We start from the raw sequence: 19,429 nt of genomic DNA on the forward strand, positions 1-19,429 counted from the left end.
TGGGCCGCCCGGGCGAAGCCGCGCGAGGCCCGTTGTCAGACCCCACCCGTAAGGTCGGAGATCCAGAAGGAATCCGCCGCGGAACGGGAGGTGACCAGCGCCATGACCCAGCACACCTGGCAGACCTGCGCCGCCGTCTTCCTCCCGGCCTCGCTGCCCCGGGAGGGGCGCGTCGCCTTCTGGTCGCCGGACGGCGGCGCACTGCCCGTGTCCCCGGGCCAGGGCACGGAGGTCACGGAGCTCACCGTCGTACGGCGGCACGGCGCCGGAGTCCGCAGCCGCACCGTCCCCGCCGTGATCCTCGCGATCGCCGAAGCCCTGCCCCATCTGGTGGCCGCCCGCCAGTACCCGGGCGCCCACCCCGCGACCGCCTGCTGGGGCGCCGCCGCCCTGCACGCCCTGCACCTCGCCGCACGGGGCCGGCTGCTGCCGGGGCTCACCGCAGACGACCTGGACGCCTGGCGGGCTGGGCCGCTGGACGCCGACGACATCGCCCATCTGCGGGCCGTCGCCGCCGCCATGCCCCATGAGGCCCACGCGGTGCCCGTCCCCGGGCGCAGCCCGCTCCAGCTGCCCGAGCCGGAGGCGCTGGTGCGGGCCTTCCTCGACGCGGTCGCCGACACCCTGCCCCGTACGCCTGCCGCGGTCCACGCCGCCGGCGCGCCGTTCGCCGCGCGCGCCGCGCAGCACCTGCCCCGCGCGCGTGCCTGGGCGGCCGAGGCCGCGGCCGGCATGGACGCCGGGGTCCGCGTCTCGCTCCGGCTCGACCTCAGCGGATACGAACTCTTCGACATCGCCGAGGAGGGCGGAGACGAGCGGAGGGCCGCCGCGGCCCTCCTCCAGATCCACAGCCTCGCCGACCCCACCCTCGTCATCGACGCCGCCGCGCTCTGGGCGGGCGACGGCGACGAACTCTTCGGACCGCGTGCCCGGATCGACGCCGTCCTCGCGCTGCGCCGCGCGGCCCGCGTCTGGCCGCCGCTCGGCGGGCTCCTGGAGCGCGACGTCCCCGATGTCCTCGCCCTCACCGAGGACGAGCTGTACGAGCTCCTCGGCCCCGCCGCCGCCCGCCTCGCGGACGCCGGGGTGGCCGTCCACTGGCCCCGTGAGCTGGCCCGCTCGCTCAGCGCCTCCGCCGTCGTGCGGCCGCCGATCGCCGCCCCCGGCTCCGCCACCGACGGCACCGCGTTCTTCGACACCGAGGAACTGCTCCGCTTCAACTGGCAGTTGGCCCTCGACGGCGACCCGCTCACCGACCGGGAGATGGACGCCCTCGCGGAATCGCACCGCCCCATCGTGCGGCTGCGCGACCAGTGGGTGGTCGTCGACCCCGACCTGGTCCGCAAGGCCCGCAAGCGCGAGCTGGGCCTTCTGGAGCCCGTCGACGCCCTCGCCGTCGCCCTCAGCGGAACCGCCGAGGTGGACGGAGAGACCGTCCCGGCCGTGCCCGTCGGCGCCCTCGCGACGCTCCGGGACCGGCTCGTCGCCGGCCCCGAGGAGGTCGAGGCACCCGCCGGTCTGGACGCCACCCTGCGCGACTACCAGCTGCGCGGACTGGCCTGGCTCGATCTGATGACCTCGCTCGGCCTCGGGGGCTGCCTCGCCGACGACATGGGCCTCGGCAAGACCGTCACCCTCATCGCCCTCCATCTGCGCCGCGCCCGCCGCGCGCCCACCCTGGTCGTCTGCCCCGCCTCCCTGCTGGGCAACTGGCAGCGGGAGATCCAGCGGTTCGCCCCCGGCGTCCCCGTGCGCCGCTTCCACGGCGCCGACCGCTCCCTCGAAGGACTCTCCCCGGAGTCCGGCACCGGCGGCTTCGTCCTCACCACCTACGGCACCCTGCGCACCAGCGCCCCGCATCTGGCCGAGCAGGAGTGGGGGATGGTCGTCGCCGACGAGGCGCAGCACGTCAAGAACCCGTTCTCCGCGACGGCCAAGGCGCTGCGCACCATCCCCACGGCCGCCCGCGTCGCCCTCACCGGCACACCCGTGGAGAACAACCTCTCCGAGCTGTGGTCCCTGCTCGACTGGACCACCCCCGGCCTCCTCGGCCCCCTCAAGGCCTTCCGCTCCCGCCACGCGCGCGCCGTCGAGAACAACGAGGAGATCGAGCACCAGGAGGCCGTCGAGCGCCTCGCCCGGCTGGTCAGGCCCTTCCTGCTGCGCCGCCGCAAGTCCGACCCCGGCATCGTCCCCGAACTGCCGCCCAAGACCGAGTCCGACCACCCCGTGGCCCTCACTCGCGAGCAGGCCTCGCTCTACGAGGCGGTCGTCCGGGAGACCATGGCCCAGATCGAGGGCGCGGAGGGCATCGCGCGCCGCGGGCTCATCATGAAGCTGCTCACCTCGCTCAAGCAGATCTGCAACCACCCCGCCCAGTACCTCAAGGAGCAGACGGCCAAGGGCGGTGGCACGGCCCGGCTCGCCGGCCGCTCCGGCAAGCTCGCCCTGCTCGACGAACTCCTGGACACGATCCTGGCCGAAGGCGGCTCCGTCCTCGTCTTCACCCAGTACGTCTCCATGGCCCGGCTGCTCGCCGACCATCTGGCAGCCCGCGCGATCCCGGCCCAACTGCTCCATGGAGGAACGCCGGTGGCCGAGCGCGAGCGCATGGTCGACCGCTTCCAGTCCGGCGACGTGCCCGTCTTCCTGCTGTCGCTGAAGGCGGCGGGCACCGGGCTCAACCTGACCCGCGCCGGCCACGTCGTGCACTTCGACCGCTGGTGGAACCCGGCCGTCGAGGAGCAGGCCACCGACCGGGCCTACCGCATCGGACAGACCCAGCCCGTCCAGGTCCACCGGCTGATCGCCGAGGGCACGGTGGAGGACACCATCGCCGAGATGCTGCGCGCCAAGCGCGCCCTGGCCGACGCCGTCCTCGGCACCGGGGAGGCCGCCCTGACCGAGCTGACCGACCGCGAGCTGGCGGACCTGGTGTCCCTGAGGAGGCCGTCGTGAACCGCCGCTCCGGCTCCCCGCCGCGCCCCGACGGCTCCCGCCGCCCCGCCTCCGGGAGGTTCGCCGGCCCCCGCCACGACGACCTGCGCCGCACGTTCCCCGCCCTCGCCCCGCGCGAGGCGCCGGACGGACGCTTCGCCGCCACCTGGTGGGGCAACGCCTGGGTGGAGGCCCTGGAGGACACCGCCCTCGATCCGGCGCGGCTGGCCCGCGGCAAGGCGTACGCCGGACGCGGGCACGTCGACGCCATCACGGTCACCCCCGGCCGGGTCGTCGCCCACGTCCACGGCACCCGCCCCCGTCCGTACCGCACGGAGATCCGGCTGCGGACCCTCGGCGACGACGGCTGGGAGCGGTTCCTCGACGAGGTCGCGGCGCGGCCCGACCACATCGCCGCGCTGCTCGACAAGGACGTTCCGCACGCCCTTGGGGCCGTCACCGGTCTGCTGCCCGCGCCCGGAGACCTCGTCCCCGACTGTTCCTGCCCCGACGACGGCTTCCCCTGCAAGCACGCCGCCGCCCTGTGCTACCAGTCGGCGCGGCTCCTCGACGAGGATCCGTTCGTCCTCTTCCTGATGAGGGGGCGCGGTGAGCAGGAGATCCTCGCCGCCCTCACCCAGCGCAACGCGGCCCGCTCCGCCGCGGAGAGGACGGCGGCGGCGCCCCCGATGGCCACTGTCCCGGCCCGCACCGCACTCGCCCCCCACCCCGGTCACGCCCTGCCGTCGCTGCCCCCTCCCCTCCCCACGCCCGCCCAGCCCGGCCGCCCGCCCGCCTACCCCCCGGACCCCCACGCGCCCGACCCTTCCCCAGCCTCAGGCCGGGGGTACCCCCCTCTCGCTCCGCTCGCCCTGGACCTGCTCGCCACGGAGGCCGCCGCCCGGGCCCACGCCTTCCTGGTCACCGGGCACGACCCCGTCGCCACGCTCACCCCCTGGCAGGACGCCGTCCGGCTGGCAGCCGCCCATCCGGGCTCCGGTCTCACGGCCTCCACCCGCGCGCTCTACCGCGACCTCGCGTACGCCCTGGACCGCACCCCCACCGACCTGGCCCGCGCCGTCGCCGCCTGGCGGCAGGGCGGAGCCGCCGGACTCGCCGTCCTCGAAGAGCCCTGGGACCCGCCGGCGGGCCCCTTCGACCGCGCCCGCCCCGCCCTGCTCGCCGCCGACTTCCCGGCCTTCCGCCCCTGGCGCAACCGTCTGTCGACCCGCTCCCTCCAGCTCCGCTTCGGCCGCGACGGACTCTGGTACGGCTACGAGTCGGACGCCGACCGCGAGGACTGGTGGCCCCGCGGCACACCCGACGCCGACCCCGTCGGCGCACTCACCGATCTGCTGGGGCGCTGACCGCCGGCGCACGGCCATACCGCCAGGCGATCGAACGACAGAGGCTGCCCCGTCCGTTCGAGGTCAATCCCACTCGATGGAGTGAAACACGCCACCGGCCTGATCCGGCCTCGCCGGGATCGCGTTAATTGCGGTACGGGCGAATGCCCGTGAAAACCTCCGGAAGGCAGGAAGCCATGAGGCACATTCGCCGAAGTGGTCTGGCCACACTGATGGTCACGGGTGGCGCGCTCGCGCTCTCGGCGGGCGCCGCGCACGCCGACTCCGGTGCACAGGGCGCCGCTGTCGGTTCGCCGGGCGTCGGCTCCGGCAACACCGTGCAGCTGCCGGTGCACGTCCCGGTCAACGTCTGCGGCAACACCGTCAACGTCATCGGGCTGCTCAACCCGGCCGCCGGCAACCGCTGCGCGAACATCAGCGGGTCGGGCGGCTCGGACGCCGACGGCCCGGGCAGGGCCCACAAGGACCTGCCCGGCACTCCGCGCAGCGGCGGGCAGCACGGCGGCGGTTCCCAGCACGGCGGTGGCCAGCACGGCGGCTCCGGGGCCGGTTCGTCCCACGGCGGCTCGTCCCACAGCGGCTCGTCCAACGGGGGCGGCGCGATCGCCGAGGGGCACGCCGAGGGCTCTCCCGGTGTGCTGTCCGGCAACGGTCTCCAGCTGCCCATCGACCTCCCGGTCAACGTGAGCGGCAACTCCGTCAACGTCGTCGGCATCGGCAACCCGGCGTTCGGCAACACCTCGGTCAACGGCCCGTCCCACCCCGAGGGGCCCGGCGAGGAGCCGAAGCCCACGCCGCCGAGGAACCTCCCCGTCCCGGTCCCCGAGACGGAGACCGAGACCGAGGAGCCCGCCCCGGCGCCCGGCCCGCGGACCAGCTCGGTCGCGCTCGCCAGCACGGGTTCTGAGCTGGTCGGCTACGCGGCCCCGGCCGGAGCGGCCCTGCTGCTCGGCGGCGCACTCCTGTACCGCCGGGCGCGCGGCATGGGCGCGCAGGTCTGAGCCCCCCGCGCGGGTCCTCCCGGTCTCACCCAGGGCGCCAGGCCCGGAGCACCGTCTCGATGGCGGGTGCGACCCTGGTCCGGGCCTGGTGCCGGGGGACCCCGCGCATGAGCAGTGAGTCGTACTCGGTGTCGACATGCCGTACGGCGGCCCGCACCGCGGCCGTGACCGCGCCGCGGTCGAGCGCCCGCCCCGCCGCCGTACGTCCCACCCGGCCGCTGCCCTTCGTCGAGGCGTGGGCCGCGATCTCCGCGGCCCGGTCCAGGGGGCAGCGCGGAAAGAGCCGCAGGATCTCGGCCTCCAGCGCCGCCGTGACCTCCGCGTCCCGCGCCGCGCGGCGCGCCGCGTCCCGGGCCCGCCGCCTCGCCCGCGCCTCCGAGTCGGCCAGGCAGGCCGCCTCGGCCCGGGCGAGCGCGGCTTCCTCGACGAGCAGCCCCTGACGCTCGTACCGGGTACGGCGCCGGTTGTGCCGTACGACCACCGCCCACAGCGCGCTGGCCTCCCGGGCCCGGCGGGTGAGGGCGGTGTCCCCGCGGCGCAGGAACACCAGATGGCCCAGGTCGGCGCAGTCCAGGCAGACGGGCGCGTTGAACTCGACGATCATCCGCTCCAGAGGCCCTTGGTGGCACTCCGAGCAGCGGCGGCGCTTGAGCGGCTCGACGACGACGGGGGCGACCAGGTCCATGCCGGCCTCCTCAGTGCACGCCGGGAGCGGCGGCGGCGATGAACCGGTCGAGCGTCGCCTTCGCCTCCTGCGAGCGACGGGCGCGGTCCTCCTCGCCGGTCGCCTCGTGCATGCAGTTGGTCATCTCGAAGGCGGACTCGGCCAGTTGGCGGATGTCCGCGTCGTCACAGACCAGCTGGACGCGGAAGAGTGCCTGGCGGGTGGCGGTGCGCTGACGGTACGAGGCGTAGCGCGACGCCTCCGCCTGCTCCGAGTCGGGGACCTCCAGGGCACGGAACCAGCGGTCGTTCTGACTGCGCCGGTAGTCGACGACCGCGCCCGCGAAGGCGCTGTAGGCCGCGATCCGTTCCTGCCGCAGCTGTTCGCCGCGGGCCAGCGCCGCCGTACGCTCCGCGGCCCGGCTCTGGAACCAGTGCGTGGCGATCACACCCAGCAGGGTGCCCGCCACGGCGATCAGTGCCGCATCCATGAACCGGTCGCTCCTCCGCGCGCTCAAGTGGTGGCAATAATCGTTCGATTCACCGTCTCGGCCCCGGCTAAGGTCCGTCGTGTGGCAACGAAACTCAATCAGATCATCGCAGTGGAGAAGGGCGTCAAGTCCAGGGCGCAGCAGGACCTCACCGCGGCGCACCACGGACTGCAGAAGCCTGCCCTGCTCGCCGGCATCTCCCGGACGTACCAGCCGAAGGACGAGGAGGGCGAGCAGCTTCCGCCCGAGTCCACGCTGGTGCAGGTGAAGGCCGAGGACGTACTGCGCGACACCGCGCGGGCGTTGACGAGGCTGTTCGATGTGACCGCCACCAAGGACTGGGCCAACTGCGAGGCGCGCGCCGACATCACCGTCGACGGACGCGTCCTGGTGAGCCAGGTACCCGTCGCGTACCTCCTCTTCCTGGAGAAGCAGCTGACGGACATCCACACCTTCGTCCGCAAGCTGCCGGTCCTCGACGCGGCCGAGTCGTGGACGCAGGACCCGTCGACCGACGCGTGGAAGACCGAGGTCGTGCGGACGGTCCGGACGAAGAAGGTGCCGCGCAACCACGTCAAGGCGGAGGCGACGGACAAGCACCCGGCGCAGGTCGAGGTGTACTACGAGGACGTGCCGGTCGGATACTGGACCACCGTCAAGTTCTCCGGCGCACTGCCGGCCCGGCGGGTGAACGAGCTTCTGGAGCGGGTGGAGAAGCTCCAGCAGGCGGTGAAGTTCGCCCGTGAGGAGGCGAACGGCGCCGAGGTCACCGACCAGCGCGTCGGCGACGCCGTCTTCGGCTACCTCTTCGGGTAGCGGGAAGACCCCATGAACTCCCCGGCCACAGAACACGGCCGGGGTGCGCGAGGAGCGCAAAGCTGAAACTGAAGCTTGTCGTGAATCCGCGGTTCCAGTGGAGGTTCGAGTCCTCCTCCCGGCGCTCTCACCTTCCGAGCCGGGATAGCCCAACCAGGCAGAGGCAGACCGCGATCAATCTCAGACTATTGCTCCAGACTCAGCATTCGCCGCTCATCGCCGGATCGACCGGGCCCGGGCCCTGGTGCGTCGAAATGCCAGTTCGAATCTGGTCCGCCGAGCTCGATCGGCGGTGGTCCAACGGCAGGACGCGACGCCATGACGACTGACCCGGGTCCTCAAGTGTGCCGGCGTGTGATGTGAGTGGCATCGAACAGGGTCCGGGGGCAGGCTACGCCCTCGGACCCGCTCCTTTTCCGGCCTCGACGCCCTACGCCGTACGGGACTTCGCCGGGACGCACAGCCAGGCGAGGACGGCGGCGGTCAGGTAGGCGAGAGCGCCCACCGCCATGCTGACGCGCAGCCCGGCCCCGTCGTCGGCGGCGGTGACGAGCAGGCTGCCACCGAGCGCGACCCCGGTGGCGCTCCCGATCTGCCGGGTGGTGTTGAACAGGGCGGACGCGGTCCCCGAGTACGCGGGTGGAGCGGCGCCCATCACGGTGGCGGTCGAGCCGGTGAGGGCGAAGGAGGTACCGAACCCCGCGGCCATCATCGGGGCCACCAGCAGGGCGTACGCGGGGTCGGGCCCGGCGGCGGCCCAGCCGGCCAGCCCCAGGGCGGCCAGGAGCATGCCGGAGATCACCAGCGGACGGTCGCCGGTGCGGCGGGCCAGCCGTCCGGACAGGACGGACGCGAACATGGTCATCGCCACGGCCGGAAACAGCGCGAGGCCCGTTTCGAGGGCGCTGTAGCCGCGATGCTGCTGGAACTCCAGGCTGGCGGTGAACACCATGCCGTAGAAGCCGAAGTTGAACAGCAGCCCGATGACGGCTCCGCCGCCCATGGCGCGCGTTCGGAGCAGCTCCAGGGGGAGGGCGGGGGACCGGGCCAGCCGCTCGCGCGCCGCGAACGCCACCGCGGACAGCACGGCCAGGGCCAGTCCGCCCAGGACGACCGGATCCGACCAGCCCCGCCGTCCGGCCTCGTTGAGCGCACCCGTCAGCAGCGCCACCCCCGCGACGACCGCGACCTGAGCCGGCCAGTCCAGTGCCCGGCCGGCGCGCCGCGGCGAGCGTTCCACGTGGCGCAGTGTCAGCAGCAGACAGGCCGCGCCCACCGGCAGGTTGATGAGGAACACCCAGCGCCAGCCGACGGTCGAGACGAGCAGTCCGCCCAGGAGCGGCCCGGCGGAGGCGGCGATGCCCGCCATCGAACCCCACAGCCCGAAGGCGCGTGATCGGGCGGCCGGCGCCGGGTAGGCCTGCTGGAGCAGGGCGAGGGAACCGGGCACGATCAGCGCCGCGCCGAGGCCCTCCACCAGGCGGGCCGTCACGAGGAAGGGGGTGCTGGGCGCGAGCGCGCACGCGGCCGAGGACACGATGAAGACGGCGACGCCCGCGCAGAAGACCCGGCGGTTGCCGAGGCGGTCGCCCAGCGCGCCACCGGTCAGCAGGAACCCGGCGAAGACCAGCGTGTACCCGTCGGTGATCCACTGGATGCCGGTGAGCGAGGCCGACAGCTCCCGGCCGATCACCGGAACGGCGACGTTGAGGATCGTCACGTCCAGGATCACCATGAAGTACCCGGCGCACACCGCGAGCAGCGGCGCCCAGGACCGTCGCTCCGGCTCCGGTGGCGGCTCGGGAGGGGGCGTGGAACCGTCACCGCCCGATGACTTCCCGAACTCCACGGCGCCAACTCCCATCCGTCCGCGGAGGCCCACGTCACGAGCCAGCGTAGGGGTCGGGCTGCCCTACTGCCGGTAGCCGCTCAGGAAGCGTCCGATGCGGCTGATCGCCGCGTCCAGGTCGTCGGCGTACGGCAGCGTCAGAATCCGGAAGTGGTCCGGTCGCGGCCAGTTGAAGCCGGTGCCCTGGACCACCTGGATCTTCTCGCGCAGCAGCAGGTCGAGGACGAACTTCTCGTCGTCGTGGATCTTGTGCACCTTCGGGTCGAGGCGCGGGAAGGCGTACAGGGCGCCCTTCGGCTTCACGCAGGAGACGCCGGGGATCTCGTTGAGCTTCTCCCAGGCCTTGTCGCGCTGCTCGTGGAGCCTGCCGCCCGGGGCGGTGAGCTCGTGGATCGACTGCCGGCCGCCGAGCGCGGCCTGGATGGCGTACTGGGCGGGCGCGTTCGGACACAGCCGCATGGAGGCGAGCATGGTCAGCCCCTCCAGATAGCTCTTCGCGTGCTGCTGCGGGCCACTGACGACCAGCCAGCCGGAGCGGAATCCCGCCACGCGGTACGTCTTGGAGAGCCCGCCGAAGGTGAGCACGACGAGGTCCGGGGCGAGGGAGGCGGCGGGATAGTGCACGGCCTCGTCGTAGACGATCTGGTCGTAGATCTCGTCGGCGAAGACCATCAGCCCGTGGCGGCGGGCGAGGTCGAGGATGCCCTCGACGATCTCCCGCGGATACACCGCGCCCGTGGGGTTGTTGGGGTTGATGATCACGACGGCGCGCGTGCGGTCGGTGATCTTCGCCGCCATGTCGTCGAGGTCCGGGTACCAGTCGGCCGACTCGTCGCAGAGGTAGTGCACGGCCTTCCCGCCCGCGAGGGTGGTCACCGCCGTCCACAGGGGGAAGTCGGGAGCGGGGATCAGCACCTCGTCGCCGTCCTCCAGGAGCGCCTGGACGGCCATGGAGACCAGTTCGGAGACACCGTTGCCGAGGAAGACGTCGTCGACGTCGACCTCCGGCAGGCCCATGGCCTGGTAGCGCTGGGCGACGGCGCGCCGGGCGGAGAGGATGCCGCGGGAGTCCGTGTAGCCGTGCGCCTTCGGGAGCATCCGGATCATGTCCTGGACGATCTCCTCGGGCGCCTCGAAGCCGAAGAGCGCGGGATTGCCGGTGTTGAGGCGCAGGACGCTGTGGCCCGCCTCCTCCAGGGCGTTGGCGTGCTCGATGACCGGGCCGCGAATCTCGTAGCAGACCTCGCTCAGCTTGCTCGACTGCCGGAACTCCATGCGACGACCTCCCCAGAAGGATTGATGCTTGGTTTTACCAAGTTAGAGCTTGGAAAGTCCAACAACTTGTCTAGACTGCGTCGCATGCCACGTCAGTCACGCCAGCCGCGCCGCCGGAGCTACGACCAGTACTGCGCCTCCGCGCGCGCCCTCGACGTCGTCGGCGATCGCTGGACGCTGCTGATCGTCCGTGAACTCCTCGCCGGGCCCCGCCGCTACACGGATCTGCACGCCGATCTCCCCGGCGTCAGCACGGACATGCTGGCCGGCCGCCTCAAGGACATGGAGGGCGCCGAACTCGTCACGCGCCGCCGCCTGCCGCCACCCGTTTCGGCGTACGTGTACGAGCTCACCGGGCGCGGACGCGAGCTGCTTCCGGTCCTTCGGGCCCTGGCGGACTGGGGTGCGCCGGCCCTGGACGACCCGCGCCCCACCGACGCCGTACGCGCCCACTGGTTCGCGATCCCGCTGCTCCACGCCCTGGAGGGGGTGGTGACGGGAGTGGTGCAAGTGACCCTGGACGAGGGCGTGTTCCATGTACGGGTCGGGGGCGACGAGGCCGTCTCGTACGCGGACGGGCCGGCCGAGGCCCCGGACGCGCACCTGCGCACGGACACCGCGACCTGCCGGGCCCTGGCGACCGGGGAGCTGACGCTCACGGAGGCAATCGCGGCGGGGCGCGCGTGGCTGGACGAGACCGTGCGGACTGGCTGAGATCATTCGGCCGCCCGGGCCGCCTCCCCCGGGTTACCGTATGGCCGTCCCGGCGGTCGACGGTCGTGAATCACGCGACCGCGCCCGGGAGTTGGAGGGGGTTTCCATGGGGATGGGCATATTCGGCGCGCGGCGGTCGCGGTCGCAGGTGGGGCTGTGGTCGGGGTCGGGGCTGGGGCTGCGGCTGCGGCTGCGCAAGGGCCTGGTCGTCGCGGGTACGGTCGCCGCCGTGGCGGTCGTCCCGTCCGCCGCGCTCGCCACGCCGGGCACCGGCGTGAGCGGCACCGTGCTCGCCAAGGGCACCTCCGACGGCAGGCTGAAGATCAAGGCGCCCAAGGGCGACACCGACGTCACCGTCCGCACCATCACCATCGCGCCCGGCGGCTCCACCGGATGGCACCACCACCCCGGCCAGCTCATCGCCGTCGTCCAGTCCGGCACGCTGACCCGCACCCTCGACGACTGCTCGGTCGAGGCGACCTCCGCGGGTGAGGCGTTCATCGAGCCCGCGGGCCGCAGGCACGTGCACATCGGGCGCAACCTCGGCGCCGAGCCCGTCGTCCTCTACGTCACCTACCTGCTGCCCGAGGGCGCCCCGCTCTCCGTCGACGAGCCCGAGCCGGAGTGCGCGCAGGGCTGACGCCCCTCGGGCGAACCGTCACGCGGGTGTGGCAAGGTCACGTCCGTGCGATTCGAAGCGATCACCTGGGAGCGGCTCTCGGAGAACCTGGCCGCGCATGTCGACGGCGCGACCCCCGGTGACGGGAGCGCGTGGCTCAAGCTCGCCGTCGACGGCGCGCCCGCGGCGCCGACCGGGGAGACCGCCGAGCGGATCGCGGAGGCCCTGCGGCTGCGCGGGCGGTCCGTGCTCGTCGTCGGCACCGGAGGGTTCCTGCGGCCCGCGTCGCTCCGGTACGAGTACGGGAAGCGGGACCCCGACTCGTACTACAGCGACTGGTTCGACACCGGCGCGCTGTGGCGCGAGGTGTTCGGACCCCTGGAGGCGGGCGGCGGCGGGCGCGTCCTGCCCGACCTGTGGGACCCCGTCACCGACCGAGCCACGCGCAGCCCCTACGTGGAACTGCCGCCCGGCGGAGTGCTCGTGGTGCACGGGCCGTTCCTCCTCGGGCACTGGTTCCCCTTCGACACGACCGTGCATCTGAGGCTCTCGCCCGCGGCCCTCACCCGCCGCAGCGAGGAGCTCTGGACCCTGCCCGCCTTCGAGCGGTACGAGAACGAGGTCGGGCCGTCCGAGGCCGCCGACGTGGTCGTCCGCGCCGACGACCCGCGCCACCCGGCCTGGACGGGGCTCCCAGGCCAGGACGTGCCCTAGGGGCGTACCGCCGGGGTCACCCGCCCCCGGTCACCGCGTCGTCGGCGGTCACCCGCCCCCCGGTCACCGCGTCGTCGACGGCCGCCCGCCCACCACGGTCACCGCCTCCGCGCCGGCTCGGCAGCCCGCCTCGGCCGCCTCGCGGGTGTCCGCGCCCGCGAGCCGGGCCGCCAGGAACGCCCCCGCGAACGCGTCACCCGCGCCCGTGGAGTCCACCGGCGACACCTCCGGAGCCGCGACCCGGCTCGTGACCGCACCCGCCTCGGCGACCAGAGCGCCCCCGGCGCCCAGGGTGACCGCGACGAGCGGGAACGCCCGGCTCAGGGTCATGGCCGCCTCCTCCGGCTCGGCGCACCCCGTGAGCAGCAAGGCCTCGTCGGCGTTCGGGAAGAGCACCTCCACACCCCGCGCGGCCTCGAGGAACCTCTGCACACCCAGCTGCTTCAGGAACCCCACGGACGCCGGATCCACGCTCACCGGTATCCCCGCCTCCCGCGCCCCGGCCATCGCTCTCAGCGCGGCGGCACGGCTCGACTCGGCGAAGAAGAGGTATCCCGACAGATGGAGACGAGCCATCCCGTGGAGGAACGCGTCGGACCAGTCGGCGGGGGAGATGCGCAGCGCCGCGCCGCTGTCGGTCAGGAACGTGCGCTCGGCGCTCGCGTCGACCAGGGATATCACCGTCGCCGTGCCGACCTCGCTGTCCGGTACGAGCATCGGCCGAACGCGCGCCCGGCGGAGCGCCCGGTCGTGCCACCCGGCCTCGTCCGTGCCGACCCGGCCGAGCAGTGCCACCGGCGCGCCCGAACGCGCCGCCCAGCAGGCCGCATTGGCGCCGGCGCCACCCGGCAGCCGCCGGATGTCGGCGACCGTGTCGGTCGCCGGCATGAGCGGTGTCCCGTACCGGGCGACGATGTCGGTGACCACGTCGCCGACGACCAGGAGACCGCTCATGCGCCGAAGGCGGCGTACGCGGAGGCGATCCCCGCCCCGAGCCGCACGTTCCCGCGCACCGCCGCCAGGTTCGCCTCAAGGGACGCCCCGTCCGTGTGCACCATCAGATACTCCAGCAGGAACGGCGTCACGGCCTGCCCCACGATCCGCTTCTCCCTCACCGCCGCGAGGCCCTGGGCGAGGACCCGGTCGTGCAGCTCAGGATCCAACTGCTCGGCCTCCGGCACCGGATTGGCGACGATCATCGCGCCACGCGGCTCGCCCAGCGCGTCCTGGGCCCGTATCACGCCCGCCACCTCCTCCGGTGTGCGCAGCGTCCAGTCGACCGGCTCCCCCGAGGAGGCCAGATAGAACCCCGGGAAGCGCTCCGTGCCGTACCCCACCACCGTCACGCCCAGGGTCTCGAGCCGCTGTAGCGTCGCGGGGACGTCGAGGATCGACTTGACCCCCGCGCACACCACCGTGACGCCGACCCGGGAGAGCAGCCGCAGGTCGGCCGACTCGTCCTGGGTCTCGGTCCACTCCCGGTGCACCCCGCCGAGCCCGCCGGTCGCGAAGACCCGGATGCCGGCGGCGTCCGCGAGCCACGCCGTCGCGGAGACCGTCGTCGCTCCCGTCGCCCCGGTGGCGAGCGCCGGCGCCAGGTCGCGGTGGCCCAGCTTCCGTACGGCCGGGTCCTCCGCGATGCGCGTCAACCCGCGCTCGTCGAGCCCGACATGAGCCACCCCGTCGATGACCGCGATCGTCGCGGGCACGGCGCCCCCGGCCCGCACCAGAGCCTCCAGCTCTCCGGCCACGGCCAGATTGCGCGGGCGCGGCAGGCCGTGGGCGATGATCGTGGACTCCAGCGCGACGACGGGCCGGCCCTCGTGGAGCGCCTCCCGCACCTCTTCGTACACCTGTGTGGACATGTCCCATTTCTGGCGCGCCCACGCGCCACTCAAACCTCGGTGGCGAGCTTCAGCCACACCGCGGCAGGGCGGGCAGCCGCACCGCGTCGACCACCTGGATCACCGGCCGGGAGCCGTCGGTCTTGGCGTTGCCCAGGCTGTACGCGACCGCCAGCGCGCCGCCCCTGGCCTGCGCGTAGCCGTAGGCGGGAGTGATCCGCGCGTACGAACCCGAGCCGAGGTCCAGGGCGTACGACGTCTCCGGCGTGCGCCAGGTGACCAGCCGGCCGCTGATCCGCAGCTGGTCCATGCCGTCGACGGCCGGGGACGCCGTCACGACCGCCGTGGGCCGCGCGTCGCCGGTCCGCCACACCATCAGGCGCGGCTCGGCCTCGCCCGCCACCCAGGCCCAGGTGTCACCGGAGCCGCTCCGTCCGTTCGTCCTGCTCCCTCCGTCCGTTCCGCCGTCGGCGACGACCGAGCGGATGTCCCGGAGCGAGGCCAGGGGGCCCGGCAGCGCGGCCGGCCGCCCGTCCACGAGCGAGACGGCCGCCAGTCGGGTGCCGGAGCCCGTGGACTCGCGCCACACCAGCAACCCGCCCGCCGCGAACGGGGCGTCGACGACGCCCGTGTGCAGGGCGCGGGGGGCGCCGCCCGAGGCCGAGGCCGCGTACACCGTGGCCTTGCCGTCGCCGGCCCCCTGCGCCCAGTGGACCGTGCCGTCGCGGACGACGGGCTGGGGGAGCGGCCCCGGCCGGTCGGCCCGGGCGAGCCGCCGGGACGAGCCCGTCTCGGCGTCCCACACGTACAGACTCCACGGGCTGTCCAGCGTCCGTCCCTCCAGGACGGCGAACGCGGCCCACCGGCGGCCGTCGAAGTCGGCCGCGAGCAGTTGGTGCTCGACCGGGTCGGCGAGCGCGAGCAGCGTGCGCGGCGCACCGCCGCCGGCCACCAGCGCCGCCCGCCTGCGGTCGCCGCCGCTGAGCTGGACGGCTGTCCAGCCGGGGCCGGTGTCGGTGAGCACCGCCCGCTCGCCGGCCGGCGCCCGCAGCTCGCCCGCGGCGAGCGCGGAGCGCCAGGCCGCCGGCAGCTTCACCTCGCACGCGGCGGCGAGCGCGGTGGGTCGCGGCGCGGGGGCGGTCGACTCGCGCGGGGTCGGTTCCGGGCCGCTGTGCCGCGTCGACGAGCATCCCGCGACCAGGATGCCCGCCAGCAGCAGGGTCAGTGCCGCCCGGGCGCCGACCGGGGAGAGGGTCCTACCAGACGTAACCACGGCCGCCCATGATGGTGGTGAGGGTGTCGGACGAGATGTGCGCCGACTTGGGTACGGAACCCGCCCACGAGATCACGCTCGTGCTCACCCCGCCCACGGGGTCGAGGTAGTTGACCTGCCCGGCGGCGTTGTCCGTGTTGTAGCCGTCGATCGCGACCCAGTGGAATATCTCCACGTTGGGGTGGCCGACGAGGTGGGGGCCGCCGGGCACCTCCCAGGCGTTGCCCGCGATCGCGTAGTCGTTGTCGGTGTTGTGGGTGATGTGCTGCTTGAAGTTCGCCTTGTCGGTGGCGGAGGGGGTGTACGGCAGCGCACGGGGCACGTAACCGGCTCCGGGAAGGCGGTAGTTCAGTGCGTCGGCCATCGGGTAGCCCGTAGGGCTGGGGACGTTGATGTTGATGCCGTACCAGGCGGTGCCGCTGGTGGTCGTCCTGAGGAGGTTCGCCGCGTCCTGCTGGGAGCGGCCGGCGACCTCGTCCGCCGCGGACTGGGCGATCACGAGAGTGGCCGGGCCGCACCAGTACGAGGTCTTCTGGGACTGGTGGAAGCCGCCGGAGAGCTTGTACCCGGCGAGCGCCGCCTGGGTGCGGATCCCGTTGTACGCCCTGGTCGCCGCCGCCTGCTTGGCGTCGCTCAGTCTCTGCTGGGCCGGGGTCAGTCGCTGCGGACCGAGGGTGTCGTACGCCGCCTTGTAGGAGGCGCCGGGGGCTATCGGCTCACGGGCCGAGGGCTCGGAGGCGGCCTGCGCCGTGGGCGCGGCCGCGAGGACCGCGAGCAGCGCGGCGGCGGTCAGGACGGTGGCGGTGCGGGGGGCCTTGCGAGCGATGAAGGACGACGCGGGCATCGCACTCTCCTGTCGGAGGTGGGGGAGGAGGTCACGAGCGAGTTTGACGCGCACACGCCAGGCTTGACAGGGGGCTCGGGGGATTCCGTCCGACCAACATTGGGCGCACCAAAGGCGCCTGCGGTGACCAGCGGGAACATCGGTCCACCGACCGTTCCGCCGGCTCTGGTTTCCGGCCGTGCGGCGCCGAGATGCCGGCCTCGGCGGTGTGCGCGTATGAGCGGTTCCGCCCCCGCGGGGGCCGAAGTGTTCATCTGCCACTTCTACGACGCCCTCGGGTCCGACAACGACCGGACGTACGCCGATTGGCCGCGTCGACCACTCCTTCGGAATCGGTGGCCGCCGCCGGATGCAGACCGCCCGGTACGGCGACACCCTCTTCCAGGGCCCGTCCCGCGCTGCCCCCGGGGGTACTTCGGATTTCGTCGCGGCCCTCGGATCCGGCGAAGTCGGCTGGTCAGCGGCGAAGCGGAGGGGATTCCTCCAAGCGGTCCTGGCGGTGAGGAGTCCCGAAGCCCCCGCTACAGTCACCGGCCATGACGACACATGACCAGCCCTCGTTCGCCGTCCACATCCCCGACGCGGAGCTCGAGCCCGAGCCGCTCGACCCCGCCCAGATCGTCTCGGGAACGCCCGAGGTGACCGGCAAGGTCCTCTGGGAGTCCGCCGACGGCAAGCAGGTGCGCGGCATCTGGCAGATCACTCCCGGAGTGGTCACCGACACCGAGGCGGACGAGCTCTTCGTCGTCGTCAGCGGACGGGCCACCGTCGCCGTCGAGGGCGGAGACACGCTGGAGATCGGACCCGGTGACGCGTGCGTCCTGCGCGAGGGCGACCGGACCACCTGGACGGTCCACGAGACGCTGCGCAAGGCGTACCACATCAGCCTCTGAATCCCGGTGGGGCGGGGGAGCCGGGAGCCGGGCCGGGCGTGGCGTGCGGTGGGACGGGCTCGGCTCGCCGCCGGGCCCGCGGCCTCGGCGCCCGGCCCCCGCGGAGCCGCGGGCTCGGTGCCGTGGCGCCCCTCAGGCCCGCCGCAGCACTCCGCGTACCGCCAGTGCCGCCATCGGCAGCAGCAGACACGCGCCCACCAGGTTCAGCCAGCCGTAGCCCGCGCGCGCCACGATCAGGCCGGCCATCAGACCGCCCAGGCCGGCCGCGGTGTTCATGATGAAGTCCGACAGGCCCTGGACCGCCGCCCGCGCGGCCTGCGGAACGGAGTCCGTGAGCAGCGCGGAGCCCGACACCAGGCCCGCCGACCAGCCCAGGCCGAGCACGAACAGGCCCGCCGCGGTCTGCCCATGGCTGGGACCGGCGGTGCCCGCGAGCAGCGCCGCCGTGGAGAGGAGCCCGACCGCGAGGCCGATGACGGAGAGCCGTCCCAGACGGTCCGACAGCCAGCCCATGACGGGGGAGAACGCGTACATGCCGGCGATGTGCCCGCTGATCACGAGGCCGATCAGCTCGATCCCGGCACCGTGATGGCTCAGCGCCACCGGGGTCATCGACATGATCGAGACCATCGCGGTGTGCGAGACCGTCACGGTGACCAGCGCGAGGCGCGCCCCGGGAGACTTCCGTACGGCCCGTACTCCCGCCCTGAGCGAGCGCCCCTCGGCACCCTGGCTCTCTTCCGGCCCGGCCAGGGCGCGCGCCGTGAGCAGGGGGTCGGGGCGGAGCAGCAGCGCGACCACGAGCGCGGCGATCAGGAACGCGCCGGCCGCCCAGACGAAGGGCCCTGCCGTCGCCGGGATGCCGAGTCCGGCCACGCTTTCCCCGGCCGGCGCGGCGATGTTCGGGCCGAGGACGGCGCCGATCGTGGTGGCCCAGACGACGGTGGAGATGGCCCGGCCCCGGTGATGCGGTTCCACCAGGTCGGCCGCCGCGAACCGTGCCGCGAGGTTCGCCGAGGACGCGGCGCCGAACCCGACCAGGCCCGCGAGGAGCAGGGGGAAGCTGTTCACGACCGCCCCGAGGACCGCGACTCCGGCGCCGAGTGCCCCGATCAGATACGCCAGGACGAGTCCGGGGCGCCTCCCGCGTGAGCCCATCAGCGCGGCCAGGGGCATGGCGAGCAGTGCGGGGCCGGCCACCGTGGCCGTCGAGGCGAGGCCCGACAGGGCTTCCGTGCCGCTGACCTCCTTGGCCAGGACGGCGGCGAGGGCGATGCCGGTGGCGATACCGAGTCCGCCGAGGATCTGCGTCGCGATCAGCACCGTCTGGATCCGTCGCCGGAGCGCGGGCGGCGCGGAGGCAGCGGCAGCGGCGGATATCTCCGCCGGACGTGCGGAGTCAGGGGCATCAGGGGTGCTGGTCACTGACGTGAGTGTGCCAGCCGTGCCCGCCGCTGAGAACGCCGCCCGCACAACCCGCGCACGAACGCCTCGGGGACCATCGGCCCCGCGCGACCCTCAGCCCCGGCCTCGGGCCCGGCCTCCGCCTCAGAAGAGCGGCTGCGGCAGCACGCCCTCCAGGGCCAGCAGCGTCCGCTTCGTCTCCAGACCGCCCCCGAAGCCGCCGATCCCGCCGTCGCTCTCCACCACCCGATGGCACGGCACCACCACGGGCAGCGGATTGGCGCCCATCGCCGCCCCGACGGCCTGCGCGGCGCCCGGCTGCCCGACCCGCTTCGCCAGGTCCCCGTACCCGACGACCGTCCCGAACGGCACGCCCTCCGCCAGCTCGCGCAGCACCTGGCGGTTGAACCCCGTCGTCAGCGTCCAGTCCAGGGCCAGGTCGAACGCGCGACGCCCACCCTCGAAGTACTCCGCGAGCTGCCGTATCGGCTCGGCGAGCCGCCCCGAGACGCTCTCCACCGGCTCCGCGCCGAGCTGCCCCGCCAGCCGCTCGAGCGCCGCCTCCCGGACCGTCCCGACGGCGTGGAAGACCACGCTCACCAGACCGCGATCGGTCGCCGCGAGCATCAGCGGACCGATGTCGCTCGGCACGACCGCCCATTCCACCGTGGTGTCCATGACGATCACGGTACGACCGACCACTGACATCGCGGCCGTCACGGCCG

Annotated in this window: 18 protein-coding genes and 1 pseudogene; 9 read left to right on the forward strand and 10 right to left on the reverse strand. The window is 73.7% G+C overall.

The window, feature by feature from the left end:
- The first annotated feature begins 102 nt into the window (after nucleotides 1–102).
- The 3 genes from ACZ3OF_RS08690 to ACZ3OF_RS08700 all read left to right on the forward strand — a co-directional run bounded on the left by ACZ3OF_RS08690 (nucleotide 103) and on the right by ACZ3OF_RS08700 (nucleotide 5,305).
- Nucleotides 103–2,958 (forward strand): DEAD/DEAH box helicase, encoded by a 2,856-nt coding sequence (locus tag ACZ3OF_RS08690; RefSeq protein WP_467303560.1) that lies wholly within the window; start codon nucleotides 103–105, stop codon nucleotides 2,956–2,958.
- A complete protein-coding gene (locus ACZ3OF_RS08695) occupies nucleotides 2,955–4,304 on the forward strand; it encodes an SWIM zinc finger family protein (RefSeq protein WP_467303562.1) in 1,350 nt (449 codons plus the stop codon). Before ACZ3OF_RS08690 ends, ACZ3OF_RS08695 begins: the two co-directional genes overlap by 4 nt.
- Nucleotides 4,305–4,480: 176 nt before the next feature.
- Entirely contained in the window at nucleotides 4,481–5,305 is an 825-nt protein-coding gene (locus tag ACZ3OF_RS08700; protein WP_467303563.1) for a chaplin, read from the forward strand.
- A gap of 25 nt (nucleotides 5,306–5,330) precedes the next feature.
- Here ACZ3OF_RS08700 and ACZ3OF_RS08705 read toward each other — a convergent pair whose 3' ends face one another.
- Both ACZ3OF_RS08705 and ACZ3OF_RS08710 read right to left on the reverse strand, forming a co-directional pair.
- On the reverse strand, nucleotides 5,331–5,990 hold the full coding sequence (locus tag ACZ3OF_RS08705; RefSeq protein WP_361669196.1) for a DUF2293 domain-containing protein: 660 nt from the start codon (nucleotides 5,988–5,990) through the stop codon (nucleotides 5,331–5,333).
- Nucleotides 5,991–6,000: 10 nt separating this feature from the next.
- Entirely contained in the window at nucleotides 6,001–6,459 is a 459-nt protein-coding gene (locus ACZ3OF_RS08710; RefSeq protein WP_467303564.1) for a hypothetical protein, read from the reverse strand.
- 81 nt (nucleotides 6,460–6,540) lie between these two features.
- Between ACZ3OF_RS08710 and ACZ3OF_RS08715 the strand changes: the two genes are divergently transcribed.
- A complete protein-coding gene (locus ACZ3OF_RS08715) occupies nucleotides 6,541–7,275 on the forward strand; it encodes a DUF7873 family protein (RefSeq protein ID WP_361669192.1) in 735 nt (244 codons plus the stop codon).
- 37 nt (nucleotides 7,276–7,312) lie between these two features.
- Nucleotides 7,313–7,399 (forward strand): annotated as a pseudogene (locus ACZ3OF_RS08720).
- A gap of 306 nt (nucleotides 7,400–7,705) precedes the next feature.
- On the opposite strand, the gene ACZ3OF_RS08725 reads toward ACZ3OF_RS08720, so the two are convergent.
- Complete coding sequence (locus ACZ3OF_RS08725) at nucleotides 7,706–9,139, reverse strand: MFS transporter (RefSeq protein ID WP_467303837.1); 1,434 nt, start codon at nucleotides 9,137–9,139, stop codon at nucleotides 7,706–7,708.
- A gap of 48 nt (nucleotides 9,140–9,187) precedes the next feature.
- On the reverse strand, nucleotides 9,188–10,399 hold the full coding sequence (locus ACZ3OF_RS08730; protein ID WP_315890786.1) for a pyridoxal phosphate-dependent aminotransferase: 1,212 nt from the start codon (nucleotides 10,397–10,399) through the stop codon (nucleotides 9,188–9,190).
- An 84-nt stretch (nucleotides 10,400–10,483) separates the two neighbouring features.
- Here ACZ3OF_RS08730 and ACZ3OF_RS08735 point away from each other — a divergent pair, with 84 nt between their 5' ends.
- The 3 genes from ACZ3OF_RS08735 to ACZ3OF_RS08745 all read left to right on the forward strand — a co-directional run bounded on the left by ACZ3OF_RS08735 (nucleotide 10,484) and on the right by ACZ3OF_RS08745 (nucleotide 12,446).
- On the forward strand, nucleotides 10,484–11,113 hold the full coding sequence (locus ACZ3OF_RS08735; protein WP_467303567.1) for a winged helix-turn-helix transcriptional regulator: 630 nt from the start codon (nucleotides 10,484–10,486) through the stop codon (nucleotides 11,111–11,113).
- A gap of 112 nt (nucleotides 11,114–11,225) precedes the next feature.
- A complete protein-coding gene (locus tag ACZ3OF_RS08740; protein WP_361669756.1) occupies nucleotides 11,226–11,753 on the forward strand; it encodes a cupin domain-containing protein in 528 nt (175 codons plus the stop codon).
- A gap of 45 nt (nucleotides 11,754–11,798) precedes the next feature.
- Nucleotides 11,799–12,446, forward strand: coding sequence for a nucleoside/nucleotide kinase family protein (locus ACZ3OF_RS08745; protein ID WP_361669188.1), 648 nt, complete (start codon nucleotides 11,799–11,801; stop codon nucleotides 12,444–12,446).
- A gap of 63 nt (nucleotides 12,447–12,509) precedes the next feature.
- Here ACZ3OF_RS08745 and ACZ3OF_RS08750 read toward each other — a convergent pair whose 3' ends face one another.
- From ACZ3OF_RS08750 to ACZ3OF_RS08765, 4 genes are read right to left on the reverse strand one after another with little or no spacing between them, the layout of a single operon-like run.
- Nucleotides 12,510–13,400 carry a carbohydrate kinase family protein gene (locus ACZ3OF_RS08750; RefSeq protein WP_361669185.1) on the reverse strand — a complete coding sequence of 297 codons (891 nt, stop codon included), beginning with the start codon at nucleotides 13,398–13,400 and terminating at the stop codon, nucleotides 12,510–12,512.
- Entirely contained in the window at nucleotides 13,397–14,311 is a 915-nt protein-coding gene (locus ACZ3OF_RS08755; RefSeq protein WP_361669183.1) for a pseudouridine-5'-phosphate glycosidase, read from the reverse strand. The genes ACZ3OF_RS08750 and ACZ3OF_RS08755 overlap by 4 nt, the downstream gene beginning before the upstream one ends.
- 49 nt (nucleotides 14,312–14,360) lie before the next feature.
- A complete protein-coding gene (locus tag ACZ3OF_RS08760) occupies nucleotides 14,361–15,563 on the reverse strand; it encodes a hypothetical protein (RefSeq protein ID WP_361669181.1) in 1,203 nt (400 codons plus the stop codon).
- Entirely contained in the window at nucleotides 15,547–16,407 is an 861-nt protein-coding gene (locus ACZ3OF_RS08765) for a hypothetical protein (RefSeq protein WP_361669178.1), read from the reverse strand. Before ACZ3OF_RS08765 ends, ACZ3OF_RS08760 begins: the two co-directional genes overlap by 17 nt.
- A gap of 536 nt (nucleotides 16,408–16,943) precedes the next feature.
- Between ACZ3OF_RS08765 and ACZ3OF_RS08770 the strand changes: the two genes are divergently transcribed.
- Nucleotides 16,944–17,300, forward strand: a complete 357-nt coding sequence (locus ACZ3OF_RS08770; protein ID WP_361669176.1) for a cupin domain-containing protein — start codon at nucleotides 16,944–16,946, stop codon at nucleotides 17,298–17,300.
- A 132-nt stretch (nucleotides 17,301–17,432) separates the two neighbouring features.
- On the opposite strand, the gene ACZ3OF_RS08775 is transcribed toward ACZ3OF_RS08770, so the two are convergent.
- Both ACZ3OF_RS08775 and ACZ3OF_RS08780 read right to left on the reverse strand, forming a co-directional pair.
- Complete coding sequence (locus ACZ3OF_RS08775) at nucleotides 17,433–18,725, reverse strand: MFS transporter (RefSeq protein WP_467303573.1); 1,293 nt, start codon at nucleotides 18,723–18,725, stop codon at nucleotides 17,433–17,435.
- A gap of 123 nt (nucleotides 18,726–18,848) precedes the next feature.
- Complete coding sequence (locus tag ACZ3OF_RS08780; RefSeq protein ID WP_361669173.1) at nucleotides 18,849–19,382, reverse strand: methylated-DNA--[protein]-cysteine S-methyltransferase; 534 nt, start codon at nucleotides 19,380–19,382, stop codon at nucleotides 18,849–18,851.
- Nucleotides 19,383–19,429 lie beyond the last annotated feature (47 nt).

It is taken from the genome of Streptomyces sp. NPDC022552, assembly GCF_055561875.1.

Coding starts and splice junctions, on each gene's coding strand:
- ACZ3OF_RS08690 (WP_467303560.1), top strand. CDS start 103: ATGACCCAGCACACCTGGCAGACCTGCGCCGCCGTCTTCCTCCCGGCC.
- ACZ3OF_RS08735 (WP_467303567.1), top strand. CDS start 10,484: ATGCCACGTCAGTCACGCCAGCCGCGCCGCCGGAGCTACGACCAGTAC.
- ACZ3OF_RS08725 (WP_467303837.1), bottom strand. CDS start 9,139: ATGGGAGTTGGCGCCGTGGAGTTCGGGAAGTCATCGGGCGGTGACGGT.
- ACZ3OF_RS08770 (WP_361669176.1), top strand. CDS start 16,944: ATGACGACACATGACCAGCCCTCGTTCGCCGTCCACATCCCCGACGCG.
- ACZ3OF_RS08750 (WP_361669185.1), bottom strand. CDS start 13,400: ATGAGCGGTCTCCTGGTCGTCGGCGACGTGGTCACCGACATCGTCGCC.
- ACZ3OF_RS08705 (WP_361669196.1), bottom strand. CDS start 5,990: ATGGACCTGGTCGCCCCCGTCGTCGTCGAGCCGCTCAAGCGCCGCCGC.
- ACZ3OF_RS08780 (WP_361669173.1), bottom strand. CDS start 19,382: ATGGACACCACGGTGGAATGGGCGGTCGTGCCGAGCGACATCGGTCCG.
- ACZ3OF_RS08730 (WP_315890786.1), bottom strand. CDS start 10,399: ATGGAGTTCCGGCAGTCGAGCAAGCTGAGCGAGGTCTGCTACGAGATT.
- ACZ3OF_RS08710 (WP_467303564.1), bottom strand. CDS start 6,459: ATGGATGCGGCACTGATCGCCGTGGCGGGCACCCTGCTGGGTGTGATC.
- ACZ3OF_RS08765 (WP_361669178.1), bottom strand. CDS start 16,407: ATGCCCGCGTCGTCCTTCATCGCTCGCAAGGCCCCCCGCACCGCCACC.
- ACZ3OF_RS08700 (WP_467303563.1), top strand. CDS start 4,481: ATGAGGCACATTCGCCGAAGTGGTCTGGCCACACTGATGGTCACGGGT.
- ACZ3OF_RS08740 (WP_361669756.1), top strand. CDS start 11,226: ATGGGCATATTCGGCGCGCGGCGGTCGCGGTCGCAGGTGGGGCTGTGG.
- ACZ3OF_RS08755 (WP_361669183.1), bottom strand. CDS start 14,311: ATGTCCACACAGGTGTACGAAGAGGTGCGGGAGGCGCTCCACGAGGGC.